The 19,797-nt window shown below is 71.4% G+C and carries 8 protein-coding genes and 1 pseudogene; 6 read left to right on the forward strand and 3 right to left on the reverse strand.

All coding sequences use genetic code 11. The features are described from left to right. Window positions 1–957: 957 nt before the first annotated feature. On the reverse strand, window positions 958–6,315 hold the full coding sequence (gene pulA / locus ACGFNH_RS01995) for a pullulanase-type alpha-1,6-glucosidase (RefSeq protein WP_393651026.1): 5,358 nt from the start codon (window positions 6,313–6,315) through the stop codon (window positions 958–960). Between the two features lie 984 nt (window positions 6,316–7,299). Then, a pseudogene (locus ACGFNH_RS02000) lies at window positions 7,300–8,709 on the reverse strand (alpha-amylase family protein); the annotation flags it as partial. Window positions 8,710–9,034: 325 nt separating this feature from the next. Between ACGFNH_RS02000 and ACGFNH_RS02005 the strand changes: the two are divergent. From ACGFNH_RS02005 to ACGFNH_RS02030, 6 genes are all read left to right on the forward strand, one after another. Beyond that, a complete protein-coding gene (locus ACGFNH_RS02005) occupies window positions 9,035–10,336 on the forward strand; it encodes an extracellular solute-binding protein (protein ID WP_393651027.1) in 1,302 nt (433 codons plus the stop codon). Between the two features lie 272 nt (window positions 10,337–10,608). After that, window positions 10,609–11,631, forward strand: coding sequence for a carbohydrate ABC transporter permease (locus ACGFNH_RS02010; protein WP_393651028.1), 1,023 nt, complete (start codon window positions 10,609–10,611; stop codon window positions 11,629–11,631). Then, window positions 11,628–12,539 (forward strand): sugar ABC transporter permease, encoded by a 912-nt coding sequence (locus ACGFNH_RS02015; protein ID WP_393651029.1) that lies wholly within the window; start codon window positions 11,628–11,630, stop codon window positions 12,537–12,539. Before ACGFNH_RS02010 ends, ACGFNH_RS02015 begins: the two co-directional genes overlap by 4 nt. A 95-nt stretch (window positions 12,540–12,634) precedes the next feature. Further along, window positions 12,635–14,341 carry a glycoside hydrolase family 13 protein gene (locus ACGFNH_RS02020; protein WP_393651030.1) on the forward strand — a complete coding sequence of 569 codons (1,707 nt, stop codon included), beginning with the start codon at window positions 12,635–12,637 and terminating at the stop codon, window positions 14,339–14,341. A gap of 25 nt (window positions 14,342–14,366) precedes the next feature. Beyond that, window positions 14,367–15,416 carry a LacI family DNA-binding transcriptional regulator gene (locus ACGFNH_RS02025; protein ID WP_393651031.1) on the forward strand — a complete coding sequence of 350 codons (1,050 nt, stop codon included), beginning with the start codon at window positions 14,367–14,369 and terminating at the stop codon, window positions 15,414–15,416. Window positions 15,417–15,476: 60 nt separating this feature from the next. Further along, window positions 15,477–16,352: a phosphatase PAP2 family protein gene (locus tag ACGFNH_RS02030; RefSeq protein WP_393651032.1), complete on the forward strand. Its 876-nt coding sequence runs from the start codon at window positions 15,477–15,479 to the stop codon at window positions 16,350–16,352. An 83-nt stretch (window positions 16,353–16,435) separates the two neighbouring features. Here the strand turns inward: ACGFNH_RS02030 and ACGFNH_RS02035 are convergent, their stop codons facing one another. Then, complete coding sequence (locus tag ACGFNH_RS02035) at window positions 16,436–19,450, reverse strand: bifunctional [glutamine synthetase] adenylyltransferase/[glutamine synthetase]-adenylyl-L-tyrosine phosphorylase (RefSeq protein ID WP_393651470.1); 3,015 nt, start codon at window positions 19,448–19,450, stop codon at window positions 16,436–16,438. Window positions 19,451–19,797: the final 347 nt, after the last annotated feature.

The raw sequence follows: 19,797 nt of genomic DNA on the forward strand, positions 1-19,797 counted from the left end.
GCACCTTGGTCGGTCTGTCGCGCAACCGGACGACGACCGAACCTCGAGACACCGGCCTCGGCCATGCCCCCGACCGCCCGGATGCTCAAGCACCCGCCACGGGCCGCCATCCGGGCAACGACCCCCACACGAAGCAGGTAGGCCGCCCCACCACCCACGGATGTCCATCGGCTCCACCGGCACTCGGTCTCGTCTCGCGCCTGCGGCGCAAAGAGCGAGCATCGGGGCGGCGGGGGGGCAGGGCCGAGGTCCATTTCCGTGGCAGGGGTCGGTGACACTGCCGGTTCCGGCAGGCGCTCGGTGGTCCTGCGCTTCGCTCCGGTACTCGATGCGGGATTGCTTGCCTGCGGTCAAGCATTTCGACGACGGGTCTCCGGGACCGGCTCAACCGGCGACCCGGGCAGGCACCTTGGTCGGTCTGTCGCGCAACCGGACGACGACCGAGCCTCCGGACACCGGCCTCGGCCAAGCCCCGGGCCCGCCCCGATGCTCAACACCCACCACCGGGCCACCACCCCGGCAACAACCCCCAGCACCAAGCAGGCAGACCGCCCCACCACCACGGATATCCAACGGCTCCACCGGCTCCCCGTCTCCTCTCGCGCCCCGGCGCGAAGAACGAACGATCGGGACGGCAGGAGTCACGGCCAAGGTCCGCATCCGAGTCCGCATCCGCGTCCGCGTCCGCAGGAGGACCCGGTGACACGACCGGGCACCCGCAGGCGCGTTCGGGCCCTGCGCCCGCCCTGGCACCCGTTGTGGAATCGCGTGCCTCCGGTCACGGCCTGACACCGGTCACGGCACTGACCGTCACCGCAAGGCTGTCATGACCCGGCACCTGTCTCGGGCCTTCGCACCGAACTCCCGCCCATGCAGCGGGGCAGCCGCGCGTGCGGCTGCCCCGCGCGTGCGGCTGCCCCGTGCATGCCCTGCCCCGTCCCCCGCGGAGACCGCCGGTCAGCGTCGCTCGAAGACCGCGATCGTACGCGCCGGGACGGTGAAGGTGCCCGAATCCGCCGCGTACGAGGAGGACTTCACCACCGCATCGGAGCCGCGCGCCTGCACGGCGTGCAGGCCGTACGGCGTCCCCGCGAGCGAGGCGACCCGCTGCTCCTGCCGCTCCGGCGACGCGTTGAGGACGACGACCAGCTCGCCGAGCCTCATCGTGATGACGCCCGGCGTCTCGCCGTTGTCCTTCCCCGAGAGGGGGAAGGACAGCGAGGACTGAACGGCGTCCGCCGAAGGCAGGTCGAACGCCTTCTCCGTGGTACGGATCCGCAGCAGATCCCGGTAGGCGGCGGAGGCGGCGGCGATCGGCCCGCAGCCGGGGCGCAGCGCCGGGTCGGCCAGAAGCGGCTCGGCGTACGGCCACTTGGGCCGGTTGTCGGCGGCGGGCGGCAGTCCGCGGCCGAAGCCGTTGCCCTCCGCCCCGCACGTCCAGTGGACGGCGTTGAACCAGTCGCCGCTGTCGTAGGAGTTGCGGTCCAGCGACTTGGAGCGGAGCAGGTCGGTGCCCGCCTGGGAGAGGGCCGGGCCCTGCGAGAGGGCGGCCGTGGCCATGGCCAGGACCTGCATCCTCGCCCGGTCCGTGGCCCGCGTGGACTGCGGGAGTTTGAACGCCAGGGCGTCGTAGAGGGTCTCGTTGTCGTGGGCGTCGGCGTAGGCGAGGGCGTCGCCGGGGGCGGCCGCGTAGCCTGCCGGGGCTCCGTTGTAGTCGACCTCCGCGCCCGTGACCTTCTTCCCGCCGCTGTCGGTGAAGGAGTAGCCGGCGAGGTTGCCCGTCAGGCCGACCTTGATCAGGTCCTGGTAGTGCAGCAGCCTCTCCTTCTGCTCCTCGCGCGTGCCGTTGGCCTTCGACCCGTTGGGGTCGGTGAAGAGGCCGGAGGCGAAGCCCTGGACGCGCGGATCCTCGTCGAACGGCCCGCCGCCGCGGACCGCGTCGCGCGCCCGGTCGGAGAAGGTCGCGATGCCGGTACCCGCCATGTTCTTCTGCGTGGCCTGCTCGAACCGGGCGTCGTCGGCGATCTCGCCGAAGTTCCAGCCTTCCCCGTACAGGACGATCATCTTGCCGTCGACGCCGTCCTTCTCCGGTGTGAGGGCGTCGAGCGCCCTGCGCACGGCGAGGATGTTGGCCTTCGGGTGGTGACCCATGAGGTCGAAACGGAAGCCGTCGACCTTGTACTCCTTCGCCCAGGTGACGATGGAGTCGACGACGAGCTTGCCCATCATCGTGTGCTCGGGCGCGGTGTTGGCACAGCAGGTGGAGTCGGCGACCGAGCCGTCCGCCAGCAGGCGCTGGTAGTAGCCGGGAACGATCTTGTCCAGGACGGACTTGTCGTGCTGCCCGCTCGCCACGGTGTGGTTGTAGACCACGTCCATCACGGCCCGCAGCCCGGAGGTGTTGAGCCCCTGCACCATCCGCCGGAACTCGACCGTGCGGCGGGTGCCTCCCGGATCACTCGCGTAGGAGCCCTCCGGGACGGTGTGGTGCAGCGGGTCGTAGCCCCAGTTGTACGCGTCCTTGCCCGCCGCGTTGCCGACGCACTCCTGCTGCTCCTCGGAGTCCGGCCCGAACGAGGCCAGGTCGCACCCGGGCTCCTGCTGATCGGCCTTCCGCTCCGGGATGGTGCCGATGTCGAAGGCCGGGAGGAGATGGACGTACGAGGTGCCGGAACGGGCCAGCTTCCGCAGGTGCTTCATCCCGGCCGAGTCCCGGTCGGTGAAGGCGAGGTACTGCCCGCGGTGCCCGGAGGTCCGGTCCGCGACCGAGAAGTCGCGGATGTGCAGCTCCTGGATCTGCGCGCCCCGCAAGGGTGTTGCGGCGGGCTTCTTCAGGGACGCCCAGCCCTTGGGGGCGAGGGCGCGGTCCGCGAGATCCACGACCAGGCTGCGCCGGGAGTCGGCGGTCAGGGCGGTCGCGTACGGGTCGGTCACCTTGTTCGTGACGCGCTTCCGCACGGACGGGGCCCAGACGTCGACCACGTAGCGGTACGGCTTCCCGGTCCAGCTCCGCTCACCGGTGACGCTCCAGACTCCGCTGCCCCGCTCGCGCCGCATCGGCACGGTCCTGCCGTCGAGTTCGAGGGAGACCGTGCGTGCCGTGGGCGCCCAGACGGACAGGGTGGGGCGGCCGTCACGGAAGACCGGGCCGAGCTTCGCCCGCTGCGCCTTGCGTGCGTAGAGGTCGTCCAGCGCCCCGGGAATCTGGACGCCGGTCGCGGCGAGGAGCGCCCCTGTCGCGGCCCGCCGGGTCGCCACGATCTGACCGCGCAGCGCGTCCCGGACGCGGTCCCGGTCGCGCGGGTCGACGGTGAAGGCGGGGTGGTCCTTCAGATGCGGGTACGCCTTCTTCTGCGCGTCGGTCAGCTCCGACTCGTTCAGCCGCAGCCAGTGGCCCTCGTCGCTCAGCGCCCCGTCCTCGACGGTGATGCCGCCCTCGGGTGCGTACACGAGCTGCGTGCTCGCGGCGCCGGTGGTCTTCGTCTTCCACACCACGGTGTCGCGGTCGATCCACTGCGCCTCGGACTTGTCCAGGTCGAGGTCGGGGGCGCCGCCGGTGCTCGGCAGCAGATACTGCGCCTCTCCCGAGAGCTGCCACACCTCGTGGCCGGAGGTGGCCAGGTCCAGGGACTGGTCGTCGGGCAGATCCTTCTCGTCGCCCTTGTGGACGATGTAGCTCAGGGACTTCGCGCCCTCGGCGAGCGGCACTTCGAAGGTCACGCCGTACGCGTCCTGGCGCACCGGCCGCAGCGGCTCGGACCAGTCGGTGGGCTCGGCGGCGCCGGTCCAGGTGTGCAGACCCCAGCCGTCGTAGTCGCCGTCGGCACGGTGGTAGTGGAGGACGGCCTTCTTGGTGTCCTGCGGCGGATAGGCGCCGTCGGGGGCCTTCTCCTCCAGCCCGTCCTTGCCCTGCTCGATCCACACCTCTCCTGTGCGGGCGAGGTCGACCGTGCGTGCGGGGCCGTCGGCGCTGCCGTCCTTCTCGACGGTGAAGGGCACCTCGGTGGCACCGTCCTCGACCTTCACCCAGGCGAAGGCGCCGTACGCGTCGCGGCCGGTGAACTCCGCCGTGCCGCCGCCCGTCTTCAGCCGCCACCCGTCGTACTCGCCGTCCGGGCGCTGGTAGTGGACGACCGCGTGCTCGCGCTGGACGACGCCCGGCTTCGGTGGCTCGGGGGCCCGGCCGGTGGTGGTCGCGGCGCGTGCGCTCGCGGTGCGGCCCGCGCTGTCGACGACAACGGCCTTATAGCGCACGGGGGTTCCGGCGGGCACACTCCCGGCGATATGCTGGGTCACCTTGTACGGGGCGTGGTCGGCCGATCCGAGCACCTTCCACTTCCCGTTACCGACCTGGGCGGCGAAGACGACGCGGTTCAGGCCGCCGCCGTCCGCATCGGCCGAGACCTCGACGGTGCCGGTGGCTCCGTCGGCGGGGGCGTCCAGGCTCACCGTCGGCTCCGCCGCCGGGGCGGGGAGCTTCTTCTCCGCCCGGAGGACGACGGCGGACAGCGCGGGGACCTGGACGGACAGCTTCCGGTCCTCCCCCGCCGTCGCGCCGGCGCCCTTCGCGCCGTAGACCGGGCGAAACCGCATCCCGGCGGCGCCGGTGGGGATTTCGGCCTTCTTCGCCTCGGTGGCGTTGTTCACCGCGACCACGTACTCGGTCCGCTCCCGCGCGTCCGTACGGGAGTAGGCGTAGACGCCCTCGCCCTTGGCGGCGTAGCGCTCCGTCTGGACACCGTCGCGCAGTGCCGGGTGCTTCTCGGTGAGCTTCGACAGTGCGGCGATCGAGCGGTAGAGCGGGTGACGGGTGTCGTACGCGTCGGTGGCGTGCGTACGGTCGGTGCCGATCAGGTCGTCGTCGAGGTAGTCGTCCGTCTTCGAGGCGAAGAGGGTCTGGCGGGCGTCCTTGTCGCCGCCCGCGCCGGTGAAGCCCTGCTCGTCGCCGTAGTAGACGACGGGGTTGCCGCGGCCGAGGAACATCAGCTCGTTGGCCAGCCGCGCCCGGCGCACCAGTTCGGCGTCGCTCGCTTTCGGGTTGTCCTGCTTCAGGAAGGTCCCGATCCGGCCCATGTCGTGGTTGCCGAGGAAGGTGACCTGCTCGTAGGCATTGGCCTTGTCGCTGGTGTAGCGGTAGTCCTGCGCGAGGACCTCGGACAGCTTCGTCGCCGGACCGCCCTTCGAGGCGTAGGAGCGGGCCGCGTCCTGGAAGGGGAAGTCGAGCGTGGAGTCGAGCCGTCCGCGCGTCACATAGTGCGAGGTGACGGCGGGATCGGCCGCGTAGACCTCGCCGAACATGAAGAAGTCCTTGCGGCCGTGGCGTGCGGCGTAGGCGTCGAGGGCCGTCGCCCACCGGGTCCAGAAGTCGAGGTTCACATGCTTCACGGTGTCGATGCGGAAGCCGTCTATCCCGAAGTCCCGGACCCAGCGCTCGTAGATCTTCTCCATCCCGGCCACTACCTCGGGACGCTCGGTCCACAGGTCGTCCAGGCCCGCGAAGTCGCCGTACTCGCCGCTCTCCCCGGCGAAGGTGGAGTCGCCTCGATTGTGGTAAAGCGCCGGGTCGTTGAGCCAGGCGGGCACCTTCTTCTCCGCGTCCCCGCTCCGCGGCTTCGGCGTGTACGGGAAGGAGTCGGCGTCCACGCGGCGCATCCCGGCGCGGTCGTCGAACGGGCGTCCCTCGCGGTCGAGGTACGGGTACGCGCCCTTGGGCCGGTAGCCGTACTCCTTCTCCGCATAGTCGACGGTGTCGGCCGTGTGGTTGGTGATGACGTCGAAGAAGACCTTCATCCCCTTGGCATGAGCCTTGTCGATCAGCCGCTCCAGCTCGGCGTTGGTCCCGAAGTGCGGGTCGACCTGGGTGAAGTCGGTGATCCAGTAACCGTGGTATCCGGCGCTCGCGTCCTTGCCCTCGCCCTGGACCGGCTTGTTCTTGAAGATGGGCGCCAGCCAGATGGCGGTCGTGCCCAGCCCCTTGATGTAGTCGAGCCGCTCGGTCAGGCCCTTGAGGTCACCGCCCTGGTAGAAGCCCTTGTCGGTGGGGTCGAAGCCGGTGTCGAGACGGCCCCCGGTGAGACCGCCCCGGTCGTTGGCGGCCGAGCCGTTGGCGAAACGGTCGGGGAGGACGAAGTAGAACTGCTCGCGCGTCAGGTCGTGCCGGGCGGGCTGGGCGGCCAGCGCGGCATCGGACGGCGGAGGCGGCGCGGAGGCGGCCGCCTGCGCGGCGGGCGGCGCGCCGGACGGCAACAGGGCGAGCACTGCTGCCGCGGCGGTGGCGAGCGCGGTTCTGCGCCCGGTGGTGCGGATGCGTTTCATCGGCGTGAATCTCCTTCGGAGGGAGGGGAGTTGCCTTGCGTGCACTTCTTCCGTCGCGGCGGCCGGCAGATCGAACCTTCCTTCCGCCGCAACGCCACAACACCGGCGCTGCGCTCGCCGCTTCTCGCCCGCTCACCCCGGACCGGGGTGAGCCGAGGAGAGGCGGTGCCGGCGCCACGAACGGGAACAGCAACGGCGACCGGCAAGGACCGCCGGCTGCCGACGCGGCCTGCCGCCAGGGCGGGAACGCCTTCCCGCCCTGGCGGCAGAACGCCCAACGGGTGTGGCCGGTGGTGGCAGGTCCGGTGCTGCCGGGACCGGTCCGGCCGGGTCGGTCTCGGCACCACCGGACCCGACACCACCGGGGCTGCGCATCGGCCCCCGCGGCGCGACTGCGACTGCGACTGCGACTGCGACTGCGACTGCGACTGCGACTGCGACTGCGACTGCGACTGCGACTGCGACCAACGGCGGTTGGCTGCCCGGGACACCGTGCCGCCAGGGGCGGGAACGCCTTCCCGCCCCTGGCGGCCGGACCCCGACACCAACGGCGCCGCCCGCCCGGTCCCGCCGACCGCCGCTCTCCGCCCACCGAGCCCAAACCGAGTTCGGCGAGCGGGAGTCGGAGCGAAGCGAACCCCCGCGGCGCGGGCACGCATCCCGCGTGACCGCACGCGCCCGGCGATCCGCGCCGACGGTATGAGCCCCCGCCGTGGCCCGGAACGCAGTGCGCCCGAACCGCGCCGTACGCGACTGCGTCGTCGCACGCGCCCCGTGCCGCCGGCGCTGACACCACCGGTCACGCCACCGCGGCTGCCGTTCACCCCGTGGCCGCCGCCATCGCGACCGCCGCATTCGCCGTGACCACCACCGCGACCGCCACCGCCCCAGCCGCACGGGGCATCACCACCGCGACCGCCACCGCCCCAGCCGCACGGGCCGTCACCGCCGCAGCCGCCACCCCCGGCGGCCGTCGCCGCGTCACCCGCAGGAGCGTGCTCCCGCGTGGACCGCCAGCGCCGTGTTCGGGGCCAGCGTGGCTTCCAGGCGACCGGAGCCGTCCACCGTCACCGTGCGGTTCGACTGGACATCGCAGTAGTCGCCCACCGGCAACGACGTCTGGAACGTCCGCGTCAGCGACTCGCTCTCGTGGTTGACGACGACGAACCCCTTGCTCCCTCGCCCGAACGCGATCGCGTCGTTGCCGTTGTCCCACCAGTCGGTGACCTCGGTGCCGCGCACGGTGTTGCGGAAGGCCACCATCTTCTCGACCTCCGGCCACTTGTGCTGGCACTTCCAGCCGTCCTTCCAACAGGCGCTCACCGCCCCGCCGTTCGGGGGTCCCGTGTCACGGTCGGTGAACTCGTAGCCGGAGTGGACGTCCGGGGCGCCGTACGGCCAGGCCAGCATGAAGGCGTGCGCCAGGGTGTAGTCGGCGCCGTTCTTGTAGCTGAGGGTGTCGCCGCCGCGTTCGGTGTCGTGGTTGGCGACGAAGACCGCGGAAGAGCCACTGGGCATGTAGCCCCAGCCCTCGCCGTAGTTCTTCAGATACGACAGCCGCTCACTGGTGAAGACCCGCTTGAGGTCGCGGGCGTATCGGAACTCCTGGACGTCGCCCGTGCCCCGGTACTCCGACGGCGACACCGCCTCGCCCTCCCCGTGGATCGCCTCCTGTTTCCAGTAGGCGTCCGGGTCGCTCAGCTTGCCCTTGACTGCCTTCAGATCGTCGGCCGGCATGTGCTTGGCGGCGTCGATGCGGAAGCCGTCGACGCCGAGGGAGAGCAGGTCGTTCATATAGGCGGCGATGCGGGAGCGGACGTGCTCCTCGCCGGTGTCGAGGTCCGCGAGTTCGACGAGTTCGCAGTTCTGGACGTCGGCACGGTCCTTGTAGTCGCTGATGGTGGACCGGCAGTCGTCCATGTCGGCGCCCGAATAGAGCCCGGGGTAGCCGTACTTGGTGTACGACGAGCCGCCGGTGCCCGTTCCGTCGGCGGACGCCATGTGGTTGATGACGGTGTCCGCAACGACCTTCACACCGGCGTCGTGGCAGGCGTCGACCATCTCCGTGAACGCCGCGCGGTCGCCGAGCCGTCCGGCGATCTTGTAGCTGACGGGCTGGTACGAGGTCCACCACTGGCCGCCCTGGATGTGCTCCTGGGGCGGGGAGACCTGGACGTACCCGTAGCCCGCCGGGCCGAGCGAATCCCGGCATTCCCGGGCAACCGAGTCGAAACGCCACTCGAAGAGGACTGCGGTGACGTCCTTGTCCCCGGGCGGGGATGCCGAGGCCCGGGATGTCGCGGCGGGTGAGGCGAGGAAGGCCGCGGCGCCCGCCGCGAGGGCGGCCGCGACAACGAGGGACTTGCCGGCCGTTCCGCCGACAGATATGGCCATGAATCCTCCTGTGGGGGGAGGTGCGGGTGACGGTGCAGCCTCGTGGCAACGCGCCATGCCCGTAAGGCCATTGTCGTGATGGTTCTTGCAGCAAGCCGTCAGCGGCCTGCTACCGCCGAGACCGTACGAGCCTCGAACATCCGGGTCAACCCCCGGGACACGAAGAGGTAACAGCGCGGAAATCCGGCTGTTTTCTTTCTGCAAGCTCTTTCGCAAGAGATTGCAGCCCTGTTAGCTTCCTCCCAGCCCGGGGCCGCCGAGGGACAGGCGTGCCGCACATGGCGCCCATGGAACAGGCCGGGCCGCACTCAACGAGGAGATCAGTATGCGTCGAGGCATATCGATCGCCGCTGTGGCCGGCGTGCTGGCTCTGGCGGCGACCGCCTGCGGTGGGGACAACGGGGACGGCGGAGGCGACGGCTCCAGGGCCGCCAAGGACCCGGGCAGTGTCACCGGCACCGTGACGTGGTGGGACACCGCCAACGAGGCCGAGGGCCCGACGTACGAGAAGCTGGTCAAGGACTTCGAGGCCGAGTACCCCAAGATCAAGGTCAAGCGCGTCCCGGTCTCCTTCGACGCGGCCGAGCAGAAGTTCAAGACCGCCGCCCAGTCCGGCAAGGGCGCCCCCGATGTCATCCGCACCGACGTCGGCTGGTCGGCCGGCTTCGCCAACCTCGGCTACCTCCAGCCGCTGGACGGCACCCCGGCGCTGGCTCACGAGCGCGACTTCCTCACGGGCCCGCTCTCCGCGGCCAAGTGGAAGGGCGAGACGGTCGGCGTCCCGCAGGTCACCGACACGCTCGGTCTCCTCTACAACAAGGACATCCTCAAGAAGGCCGGCGTCGAGAAGCCCCCGGCCACCTGGGAGGAGTTCGTCGAGACCGCGAAGACCGTCAAGAAGAAGACGGGCGTCGCGGGCACCCAGCTCAACCCCGAGGGCTACTTCTCCCTGCCGTTCCTCTACGGCGAGGGCGGCGACATGCTCGACACCAAGGGCAAGAAGATCACGGTGAACTCGCCCGAGGCCGTCAAGGGCATCGAGACCGCCGTCGACATGGTGAAGTCCGGCGTCTCCCTCAAGCCCGCCTCCACCGACGGCTACGTCGCGGCGCAGACCTCCTTCAAGGACGGCAAGGTCGCCATGGTCGTCAACGGCCCCTGGTCGGTGGCCGACGACTACACCGGCAAGGCGTTCAAGGACAAGAAGAACCTGGGCATCGCTCCGATCCCGGCGGGCACCTCCGGCAAGGGCGCGGCGCCCATCGGCGGCCACAACTACTCGGTCTACCGCGGCTCGCAGAACAAGGACGCCGCGTACCTCTTCGTGAAGTTCATGTCCTCCGCCAAGAGCCAGGAGTTCACCGCCACCGAGATCAACACGCTGCCGACGCGCAAGTCCGCCTACACCGCGGACGTCACCGCCGACCCGGCGAAGAAGGCCTTCCAGGACGCCCTGGCCACCTCCAAGTCGCGCCCCGTCATCCCCGGTGTCGGTGACCTGTTCGTGGCCTTCGACCAGCACTACGTGAAGATCCTGCGCGGGCAGGCCACCCCGAAGGCCGGGCTCGACGCCCTCGCCGAGGAGTGGAAGTCCAAGCTGATCGAGGACTACGAGATCGCCGGCTAGGCGACGACCAGGCCGGGTCACCGACTCCGGCCCGGTCCGGCCCGGGCTCCCCGTCGAGGGGAGGGCCGCTCCCGCCCCGCGCGGGTGCGGCCCACGCGCCGCCCGGCCGGGCCGGGCCGGTCCCACCGCCCGCCGGGCGGAGGCGAGTTCACCGCCCGCCGCCCACCGCCCGCCGCCCGCCCCAGGGACGACGGGAACGGGACCCCGGCCCCCCACCCGCTCTCGTAGACCGCGACCCGCTCGACCCGCGACCCGCAGAAAGCCGTGGAGCCATGACCACAGCCGTCACCAAGCCCGGGAGCCCGGCGGGCTCCGGCAGCACCGGCGCCGAGGGCCCGGACAGGAAGCTGCCGAGCCCCTCCCTGCTCACCCGGGCCCGGCGCTCGTTCGACACCCACTGGTACGCGTGGGCGATGGTGCTGCCCGTCGTCGTGGTGCTGGGGGTGCTGGTCGGCTATCCGCTCGGCCGCGGGATCTATCTCTCCTTCACCGACGCCAATGAGGCCAACATCGGCCGGGTGATCGGTGACTTCGAGGTCCCCTCCACGTACAAGTTCGTCGGCCTCGACAACTACTGGAACATCCTCTCCGGCCAGGAGGGCTCCTTCTACCCGCGCCTCACCTGGACCGTGATCTGGACCGCGAGCTGCGTGTTCCTGCACTACACGATCGGCCTGGGCCTGGCCATGCTGCTCAACCGGCAGGTCAAGGGCCGCTCGCTCTACCGCGTCCTGCTGATCCTGCCCTGGGCGGTCCCGGCGTTCGTCGCCGCCTTCGCCTGGAAGCTGATGTACAACTCCGACAACGGCGTTCTCAACGCCCTGCTCGGAAAGGTCGGCATCGGGGCGGTCGACTGGCTCGGCGATCCCTTCGTCCAGAAGATCTCGGTCATCGCGGTCAACACCTGGCTCGGGGTGCCGTTCATGATGGTCGCGATCCTGGGCGGACTGCAGTCCATTCCGCGGGAGTTGTACGAGGCGGCGGAGATGGACGGCGCGAGCCCCTGGCAGCGCTTCCGCAACGTCACCCTGCCCGGACTGCGGCCCGTCAGCAGCACCGTCATCCTGCTCGGCACCATCTGGACCTTCAACATGTTCCCGATCATCTACCTGGTGATCGGCCAGGCCGGCGGGACCGAGAGCGAGATCCTGGTGACGTACGCCTACCGGCTCGCCTTCCAGGGCGTACGGGACTACGCGGCCTCCGCCTCGTACGGGATCGTCATCCTCTCCCTGCTGCTGGTCTTCTCCGTCTTCTACCGCAGGCTGCTCAACCGCCAGGAGGCCGTCCGATGAGCGCTCCCGCCTCTGCCCCCGCCTCCGCCTCCGTCAGCCCCGCACCGGTCACGGCTGCCGCCGCGGCGCCGCGCGTACGGCGGCGCGGTGAGCGGTCCAAGGGCGCCTCGGCCGCCCTGCACACCACGCTCGTCGTGGCCTCGATGGTCGCCGTCTTCCCGGTCGTCTTCATCGTGCTGGTCTCGCTGCGCGGCGAGAACGGCTGGACGCACCCGATGGAGATGTCCGGCTTCACGTTTCGCAACTATGCACACGTGCTGAACGACACCGAGTTCGTCACCTGGTTCGTCAACTCGGTCGCCATCGCGGGCGGCACCATGCTCGTCGGCGTCCTCATCGCCGCCAGCGCGGGCTACGCCCTGTCCCGGATGCGCTTCCCCGGGCACGGGACCCTGATGTGGTCGTTCCTGCTCTTCCAGATGTTCCCGGTCGCGGTGCTGATCGTGCCGCTCTACAACATCCTGGGAACGATGGGCCTGCTGGACAGCTACGGCGGTCTGATCCTCACCTACTGCTCGGTGTCGGTGCCGTTCTGCGCCTGGATGCTCAAGGGTTACTTCGACACCATCCCCGCCGAGATCGACGAGTCGGGGCGGGTCGACGGACTCACCCCGTTCGGGACGTTCTGGCGGCTGGTCGTTCCGCTGGCCCGGCCCGGTCTCGCCGTCACCGCCTTCTACACCTTCCTGACGGCATGGAGCGAGGTCGCCTTCGCCACGCAGTTCATGAGCAGCGAGGAGAACTACACGCTCGCCGTGGGCCTGCAGACGTTCGTCGGTCCGCACCGCGCCGAGTGGGGCCTGATGACCGCCTCGTCCGTGCTGATCATGGTGCCGGCCGGAATGCTGTTCTTCTTCGCGCAGAAGCACTTGGTCGCCGGGCTCACCGCGGGAGGCACCAAGGGCTGACCCCCTCACCGGTCCGCGCACGCCGCGCGGTCCGTTCCGTTCCAGACCACCGCTTGTCGTAGCCCGGTTGGGCCCACCCGATAGGGACGTAACACATGACCCAGGACCTCGCCCCGTCCGTCCGTGAGCAGGCCGCCCCGGAGCGGTGCGCCGGCTGGTGGCGCAGCGCCGTCATCTACCAGGTGTACGTGCGGTCGTTCGCGGACAGCAACGGTGACGGGATCGGCGATCTCCGGGGGATCCACGACCGTCTGCCGTACCTGGCGGAGCTGGGCGTGGACGCCGTCTGGCTCACTCCCTTCTACGCGTCACCGCAGGCGGACGGCGGCTACGACGTCGCCGACTACCGGGCCGTGGACCCGCTGTTCGGCGATCTGTCCGACGCGGACGACCTGGTGCGGCGCGCCCACGAGCTGGGTCTGAAGGTGATCGTGGACATCGTCCCGAACCACACCTCCGACCAGCACCAGTGGTTCCGGGCCGCGCTCGCTGAGTGGGCGGGCGCGGCTTCCAGGAACCGCTACCACTTCCGGCCGGGCAAGGGCGAGAACGGCGAACTGCCGCCGAACGACTGGGAGTCGGTCTTCGGCGGCCCGGCCTGGACCCGTACGACAGGCGCGGACGGGACGCCCGGCGAGTGGTACCTCCATCTCTTCGCACCCGAGCAGCCCGACCTCAACTGGAACAACTCCGAGGTCCGCGAGGAGTTCGAGTCGATCCTGCGGTTCTGGCTGGACCTGGGCATCGACGGTTTCCGCATCGACGTCGCGCACGGCATGGTCAAGGCCGAAGGGCTGCCGGAGATCGGCCGGAGCGAGCAGGCCAAGATGATCGGCGCGCAGGTGCTGCCGTTCTTCGACCAGGACGGAGTGCACGAGATCCACCGCTCCTGGCGGCAGTTGCTGGACTCCTACGGCGACGGGCGGATCGGTGTCGCCGAGGCGTGGGCCCCCAGCTCCGAGCGGCTCGCGCTGTACGTGCGCCCCGACGAGCTGCACCAGGCGTTCAACTTCCACTTCCTGACCTGCGCGTGGGACGCGGCCGCGATGCGTGGTGTCATCGACGAGTCGCTGGCCGCCACCACCTCGGTCGGCGCCCCCACCACGTGGGTGCTGTCCAACCACGACGTCGTCCGCCACACCACCCGCTACGGCGGAGGCGAGGCGGGCCTGCGGCGGGCCCGCGCGGCGGCGCTGCTCACTCTCGCGCTGCCCGGGTCCTCGTACCTCTACCAGGGCGAGGAGCTCGGCCTGCCGGAGGTGACGGACCTCCCCGACGAGGTGCGCCAGGACCCGGCGTTCTTCCGCGGCAAGGACGAGGCGGCGGTGTCGGGGTCCCCCCGGACGGAGTCCGGGGGGACTTCGGATGAGGGTGGTGGTGAGCAGGCGGGCGGGCAGGACGGCATGCGCGACGGCTGCCGGGTGCCGATCCCGTGGTCGGGCGGGGAGGCGCCGTACGGGTTCGGGCCCGGCGGGAGCTGGCTTCCGCAGCCCGCCGCCTGGGCGGAGTTGTCGGTGCAGGCGCAGTCCGGCGACCCGCGCTCCACCCTGGAGCTGTACCGCTCGGCGCTGGCGCTGCGCCGCCGGATGCCCGGTCTCGGCGACGGCCCGATGGACTGGCTGGACGCCCCGGACGGCGTGCTGGCCGTCTCCCGCCCGGGTTTCGTGTGCACGCTCAACACCCTGGACCGGGAGGTCGAACTGCCCGTGCCGGGGCGGCCGGTGCTCGCCACCGCGGCGCTGCACTTCACGGGCGGCAGTGTGCACATCCCGGCCGACACCTGTGTCTGGTGGGCAGTCTGAGATGCGACCGGTACAGTCCACCCCCGTGACCGCACGGCTCTCCGACATCGCAGGCCAGGCGGGTGTCAGCGAGGCGACGGTCAGCCGAGTGCTCAACGGGAAGCCCGGCGTCGCGGCGGCCACCCGCCAGTCCGTCCTGGCCGCACTGGACGTGCTCGGGTACGAGCGCCCGGTGCGGCTGCGGCAGCGCAGCGCGGGCCTGGTCGGGCTGATCACCCCGGAGCTGGAGAACCCGATCTTCCCCGCGTTCGCGCAGGTGATCGGCCAGGCCCTCACCCAGCAGGGCTACACGCCCGTCCTGGCCACGCAGACGCCCGGCGGCTTCACCGAGGACCAGCTCACCGAGATGCTGGTGGACCGGGGGGTCTCCGGCATCATCTTCATCTCCGGACTGCACGCGGACACCTCGGCCGACACCGAGCGGTACGAGCAGCTCCGCGCGCAGGGCGTGCCGTTCGTCCTCATCAACGGCTTCTCCTCGAAGGTGCGGGCGCCGTTCGTCTCGCCCGACGACCGGGCCGCGGTCGGGCTGTCGGTCACCCACCTCGCGGCGCTGGGCCACGAACGGATCGGCCTGGCGCTGGGCCCGAAGCGGTTCGTCCCGGTGCAGCGGAAGATAGAGGGCTTTCTGCAGAGCATGCAGGAGCAGCTCGGCCTGACCTCCGGTGACGCACGGTCCCTGGTGGAGCACTCGCTGTACAGTCTGGAGGGCGGTCAGGCGGCGGCGTCCGCCCTGATCGACCGGGGCTGCACGGCGGTGGTGTGCGCCAGCGACATGATGGCGCTCGGCGCGATCCGGGCGGCGCGGCAGCACGGCCTGGAAGTGCCGCGCGACGTCTCGGTGATCGGCTTCGACGACTCCCCGCTCATCGCCTTCACCGATCCCCCGCTGACCACCATCCGGCAGCCGGTGCCGGCGATGGGACAGGCGGCGGTCCGGGCGCTGCTCGAGGAGATCGGGGGCACCCCGGCGCCGCACAGCGAGTTCGTCTTCCTGCCCGAGCTGGTGGTCCGCGGATCGACGGCCGCGGGGCCGAAGGGGCAGCCCGCGTCCGCGAGGCGTAGCGTGGAGTAAGAGGAGCCGTGGACCGGCGAGTGATCGGTAGCAGGCCGCCATCTGGCAGACTGTCGCGCTATGGGTGAAGCCACTGTGGAGACTCTGGAGGGACGGACGGTCACCCCGTCACCCATCGAGGGGCGCGAGGACCGCCCGACGGAGTCGCAGCGCGCCTGGGGCCGGCGGTTGCGCACCCCCCGCAGGCCGCGGCTGTGGTTCGAGATCGTACTCATCGCCGTCAGCTACTGGACGTACTCCCTGGTCCGCAACGCCGTTCCGGAGCAGAAGCAGGCCGCCCTGGAGAACGCCGACTGGATCTGGCGGGTGGAGGAATCCCTCGGCATCGCCGTGGAGCGGACGGTCAACCACGCGGTGAATTCCGTGGAATGGCTGATCGTCGGCATGAACTACTACTACGCGACGCTGCACTTCATCGTCACCATCGGTGTGCTCGTGTGGCTCTACCGCGGGCATCCGGGGCGCTACGCGGCGACGCGGCTGGTCCTCTTCGCCACCACGGGCGTTGCCCTGCTCGGCTACTACCTCTACCCGCTCGCGCCGCCGCGCCTGATGTCGGGCGAGGGGTTCATCGACACCGTGCTGGTGCACGAGACGTGGGGGTCGATGGCGTCGGGCAACCTCGCCAGCATGTCCAACCAGTACGCCGCCATGCCGTCGATGCACATCGGCTGGTCGGTGTGGTGCGGCATCACCATCGTGATGCTGGCGCGGCCGGTGTGGGCGAAGGTGCTGGGCCTGGTGTACCCGGCGTTGACGCTGCTGGTCATCGTCGCTACGGCCAACCACTTCTGGCTGGACGCGGTCGGCGGGCTGATGTGCCTGGCCTTCGGGTACGCCGTGTCGTACCTCTGGTACGGCTCGATCGCCTACCGGCTGCCGCGGCGGGTGGTCACCTCGGGCGGCCCGGAGCTCGAACTGCGGCCCGTGGTCTGACCTCTGGCCTCTCCGGCCCGTGGTCTGACCTCTCCGGCCCGCCGTCCGGCCCCTCCCCCGGAACTCGCCCCCGCCGTCGGCGCTCACGTCCCGTAGAACAGCTCGTCGACCACGGCCCGCGCGCGCCGCGTCACCCGGCGGTAGTCGTCGAGCATCTCGCCTACGTGGCCCGGCTCGTAGCCGAGGTAACGGCCCACGGCGGCCAGTTCCCGCGCCTCGGTGGGAAAGGTGTCGCCCGGCCGTCCGCGCACCAGCATCACGGCGTTGCGCACCCGAGTGGCCAGCACCCACGCCTCATCCAGCACCTCGGCGTCCTCGGCGCCGATCAGCCCGGCCTCGCGGGCGGCGTGCAGGGCCTGCCGGGTACGGGTGGTGCGCAGGCCGGGTTCGGTCCCGGCGTGCTGGAGCTGCAGGAGCTGCACGCTCCACTCGACGTCGGACAGCCCGCCGCGGCCCAGCTTGGTGTGCAGGGTCCGGTCGGCGCCGCGGGGCAGTCGCTCGGACTCCATTCGGGCCTTGAGCCGCCGGATCTCACGGACGGACTCCTCGGTCAGGCCCTGCTCGGGATAGCGCAGCGGCTCGATCAGTTCGACGAACCGCTCCCCCAGGTCGGCGTCGCCCGCGACGGGCGCGGCGCGCAGCAGGGCCTGGCTCTCCCAGACCAGCGACCAGCGCCGGTAGTAGGCGGCGTACGAGGCCAGGGTCCGCACCAGCGGACCGGACTTGCCCTCGGGGCGCAGGTCCGCGTCGATGAGCAGCGGCGGGTCGGCGGTGGGCAGCTGCAGGAGGCGGCGCATCTCGTTGGCGACGGCGAAGGCTGCCTGCGCGGCCTCCTGGTCGGCCACGCCGTCCCGCGGCTCGTACACGAACAGCACGTCGGCGTCGGAGCCGTAGGAGAGCTCGTGGCCGCCGAAGCGGCCCATGCCGATGACCGCGAACCGGGCGGGCAGCTCCTCGCCCCACTTGTCGCGCACGGCGGCGCGCAGCGCGCCCGCGATGGTCGCGGCGTTCAGGTCGGTCACCGCCCTGCCGACCATGTCGACCACGGTTCCCTGGTCCCTCTCCGCGGGGCTGGCCTCGGTGCCGTAGGCGCCCACGATGTCCGCGGCCGCGGTGCGGAACAGCTCGCGGCGGCGGACCCCGCGGGCGGCGGTGACAGCCTGCGCGGCGTCGTCGGCCCGGCCCACCGCGGCCAGCACCTCCTGCTCCAGATGCGCCTGGTCGCGGGGGCGCAGGCCCTCGGGGTCGCCGAGCAGCGCGACCGCCTCGGGGGCGCGGAGCAGCAGGTCGGGGGCGAGGCGGCCGGCGGACAGCACGCGGGCGAGATTCTCCGCGGCGGCGCCCTCGTCGCGCAGCAGCCGCAGATACCAGGGCGTCTTGCCCAGGGCGTCGGACACCTTGCGGAAGCCGAGCAGCCCGGCGTCGGGATCGGCGGAGTCGGCGAACCAGCCGAGCAGTACGGGCAGCAGCGTCCGCTGGATGGCAGCCTTGCGCGTGACGCCGGAGGCCAGGGCCTCCAGATGGCGCAGCGCGGCCGCCGGGTCGGCATAGCCCAGGGCCTCCAGGCGCTGGCGCGCGGCGCGCGAGCTGAGCCGGGCCTCGGCGGATTCGAGTTCGGCGACGGCGCTCAGCAACGGCCGGTAGAAGAGCTTCTCGTGCAGCCGCTGCACCTCGCGCGCGTGCCGCCGCCACTCGGTGTGCAGCGTCGCCACGGCCTCCTTGCCGGCGGGCCAGTCGTAGGTGCGGGCCATGGAGCGGCCGAGGCGGCGCTGGTCGGCCTCCTCCTCGGGCACGAGGTGGGTACGGCGCAGCTTGTGGAGCTGGATGCGGTGCTCCATGGTGCGCAGGAACCGGTACGCGGCGTCCAGCGCGGCGGCGTCGGACCGCCCCACGTAACCGCCCGCGGCCAGGGCTGACAGGGCGTCGAGAGTGGTGCCGCTGCGCAGGGAGGTGTCGGAGCGGCCGTGCACGAGCTGGAGGAGCTGGACGGCGAACTCCACGTCCCGCAGGCCGCCTGGGCCGAGCTTGAGCTCGCGCTCGACCTGCGCCACGGGGATGTTCTCGACGACGCGGCGGCGCATCTGCTGGACGTCGGCGACGAAGTTCTCGCGGTCGGCGGCCTGCCAGACCATCGGCGCGACGGCGTCCACGTACTCGCGGCCGAGAGCGAGGTCACCGGCGACCGGACGGGCCTTCAGCAGCGCCTGGAACTCCCACGTCTTGGCCCACCGCTGGTAGTACGCGAGGTGGCTGGAGAGCGTACGGACCAGGGGGCCGTTGCGGCCCTCGGGGCGCAGGTTGGCGTCCACCGGCCAGATGGTTCCCTCGGCCGTGGTGTCGGAGCAGATCCGCATCATGTGGGAGGCGAGACGCGTCGCGGCCTGGACGGCCTTGGCCTCGTCGGTGCCCTCCACGGGCTCGGCGACGAAGATGACGTCCACGTCCGACACGTAGTTGAGCTCGTGGCCGCCGCACTTGCCCATGGCGATGACGGCCAGCCGGCAGGCCGCCGCGTCCTCGCGCGCCGCGGCCTCGGCGAGGCCGAGGGCGGCACGGAGGGTGGCGGTGGCCAGGTCGGCGAGTTCGGCGGCGGCGTCGGCGACGTCCGTGGTGCCGCAGACGTCGCGGGCGGCGATGGTGAGCAGACAGCGGCGGTAGGCGGCCCGCAGCGCATCCGGGTCGGGCACCCCGTCCAGCAGGTTCTCGAACTCCTCGACCCCCGGGTGCAGATCGACCGACTCGTACGTCACCAGGGCGTGCCAGTCGAGCGGATGCCGGGCGAGGTGGTCACCGAGCGCCTCGGAGGCTCCGAGCACCCCGATGAGGCGGTCGCGCAGCGGCTTGGCGGAGACGAGCGTGTCGAGGAGGACCTGCGCCTCGGACCCGTGCTCCTGCAGCGACTCCACCATGCGCACGAGACCGAGGAGGGCGAGGTCGGGGTCGGCGGTGGAGCCGAGCGCGTCGAGCAGTACGGGGTCGGAGCGGACGGGAGAGAGCGCCGGGGTGTCGAGCAGCCGGACCGCGGCGGAGGGGTCGGTGAACCCGTGCCGGAGCATCTGCGTAAAGGTGCTGCTCCGGCGTCCTTGCGGCACGGACATGGACATACCGCCGCCTCCTGTCGATCACGGGCCGAGGACGAGCCTAGCCGCCACCGGCGACCGGACGCGCGGCCGCCGGGCGTGGCGTCCGGGGCGGGCCGCGGGAGGTCGTACGGCCGAGGGCGAGGCGGCTCGCAGGGCCGGGGACGGGGCGGCTCGCGGACCTCGGGGCATACCGCTGACGCACCCCCGGCTCGTAGCGCCGCTGTATCCGGCCGGGACACCGACACCGACGTCGATGCGGACATCGAGGCGGACATCGAGGCCGACGTCGAGGCGGGCAGCGGACGCCGCGGGGCGGCTGCCGACCGGGACGGAATTCCAGGGCTTGTGCGGTCATGAGGTGA

This window comes from Streptomyces sp. NPDC048639, assembly GCF_043199075.1.
In the GTDB taxonomy this organism is placed as follows: domain Bacteria; phylum Actinomycetota; class Actinomycetes; order Streptomycetales; family Streptomycetaceae; genus Streptomyces.

Excerpts from the sequence above, each read along its gene's own strand:
- ACGFNH_RS02020 (WP_393651030.1), top strand. The coding sequence starts at position 12,635 with ATGACCCAGGACCTCGCCCCGTCCGTCCGTGAGCAGGCCGCCCCGGAG.
- ACGFNH_RS02010 (WP_393651028.1), top strand. The coding sequence starts at position 10,609 with ATGACCACAGCCGTCACCAAGCCCGGGAGCCCGGCGGGCTCCGGCAGC.
- ACGFNH_RS02035 (WP_393651470.1), bottom strand. The coding sequence starts at position 19,450 with ATGTCCGTGCCGCAAGGACGCCGGAGCAGCACCTTTACGCAGATGCTC.
- ACGFNH_RS02030 (WP_393651032.1), top strand. The coding sequence starts at position 15,477 with ATGGGTGAAGCCACTGTGGAGACTCTGGAGGGACGGACGGTCACCCCG.
- ACGFNH_RS02005 (WP_393651027.1), top strand. The coding sequence starts at position 9,035 with ATGCGTCGAGGCATATCGATCGCCGCTGTGGCCGGCGTGCTGGCTCTG.
- ACGFNH_RS02015 (WP_393651029.1), top strand. The coding sequence starts at position 11,628 with ATGAGCGCTCCCGCCTCTGCCCCCGCCTCCGCCTCCGTCAGCCCCGCA.
- pulA (WP_393651026.1), bottom strand. The coding sequence starts at position 6,315 with ATGAAACGCATCCGCACCACCGGGCGCAGAACCGCGCTCGCCACCGCC.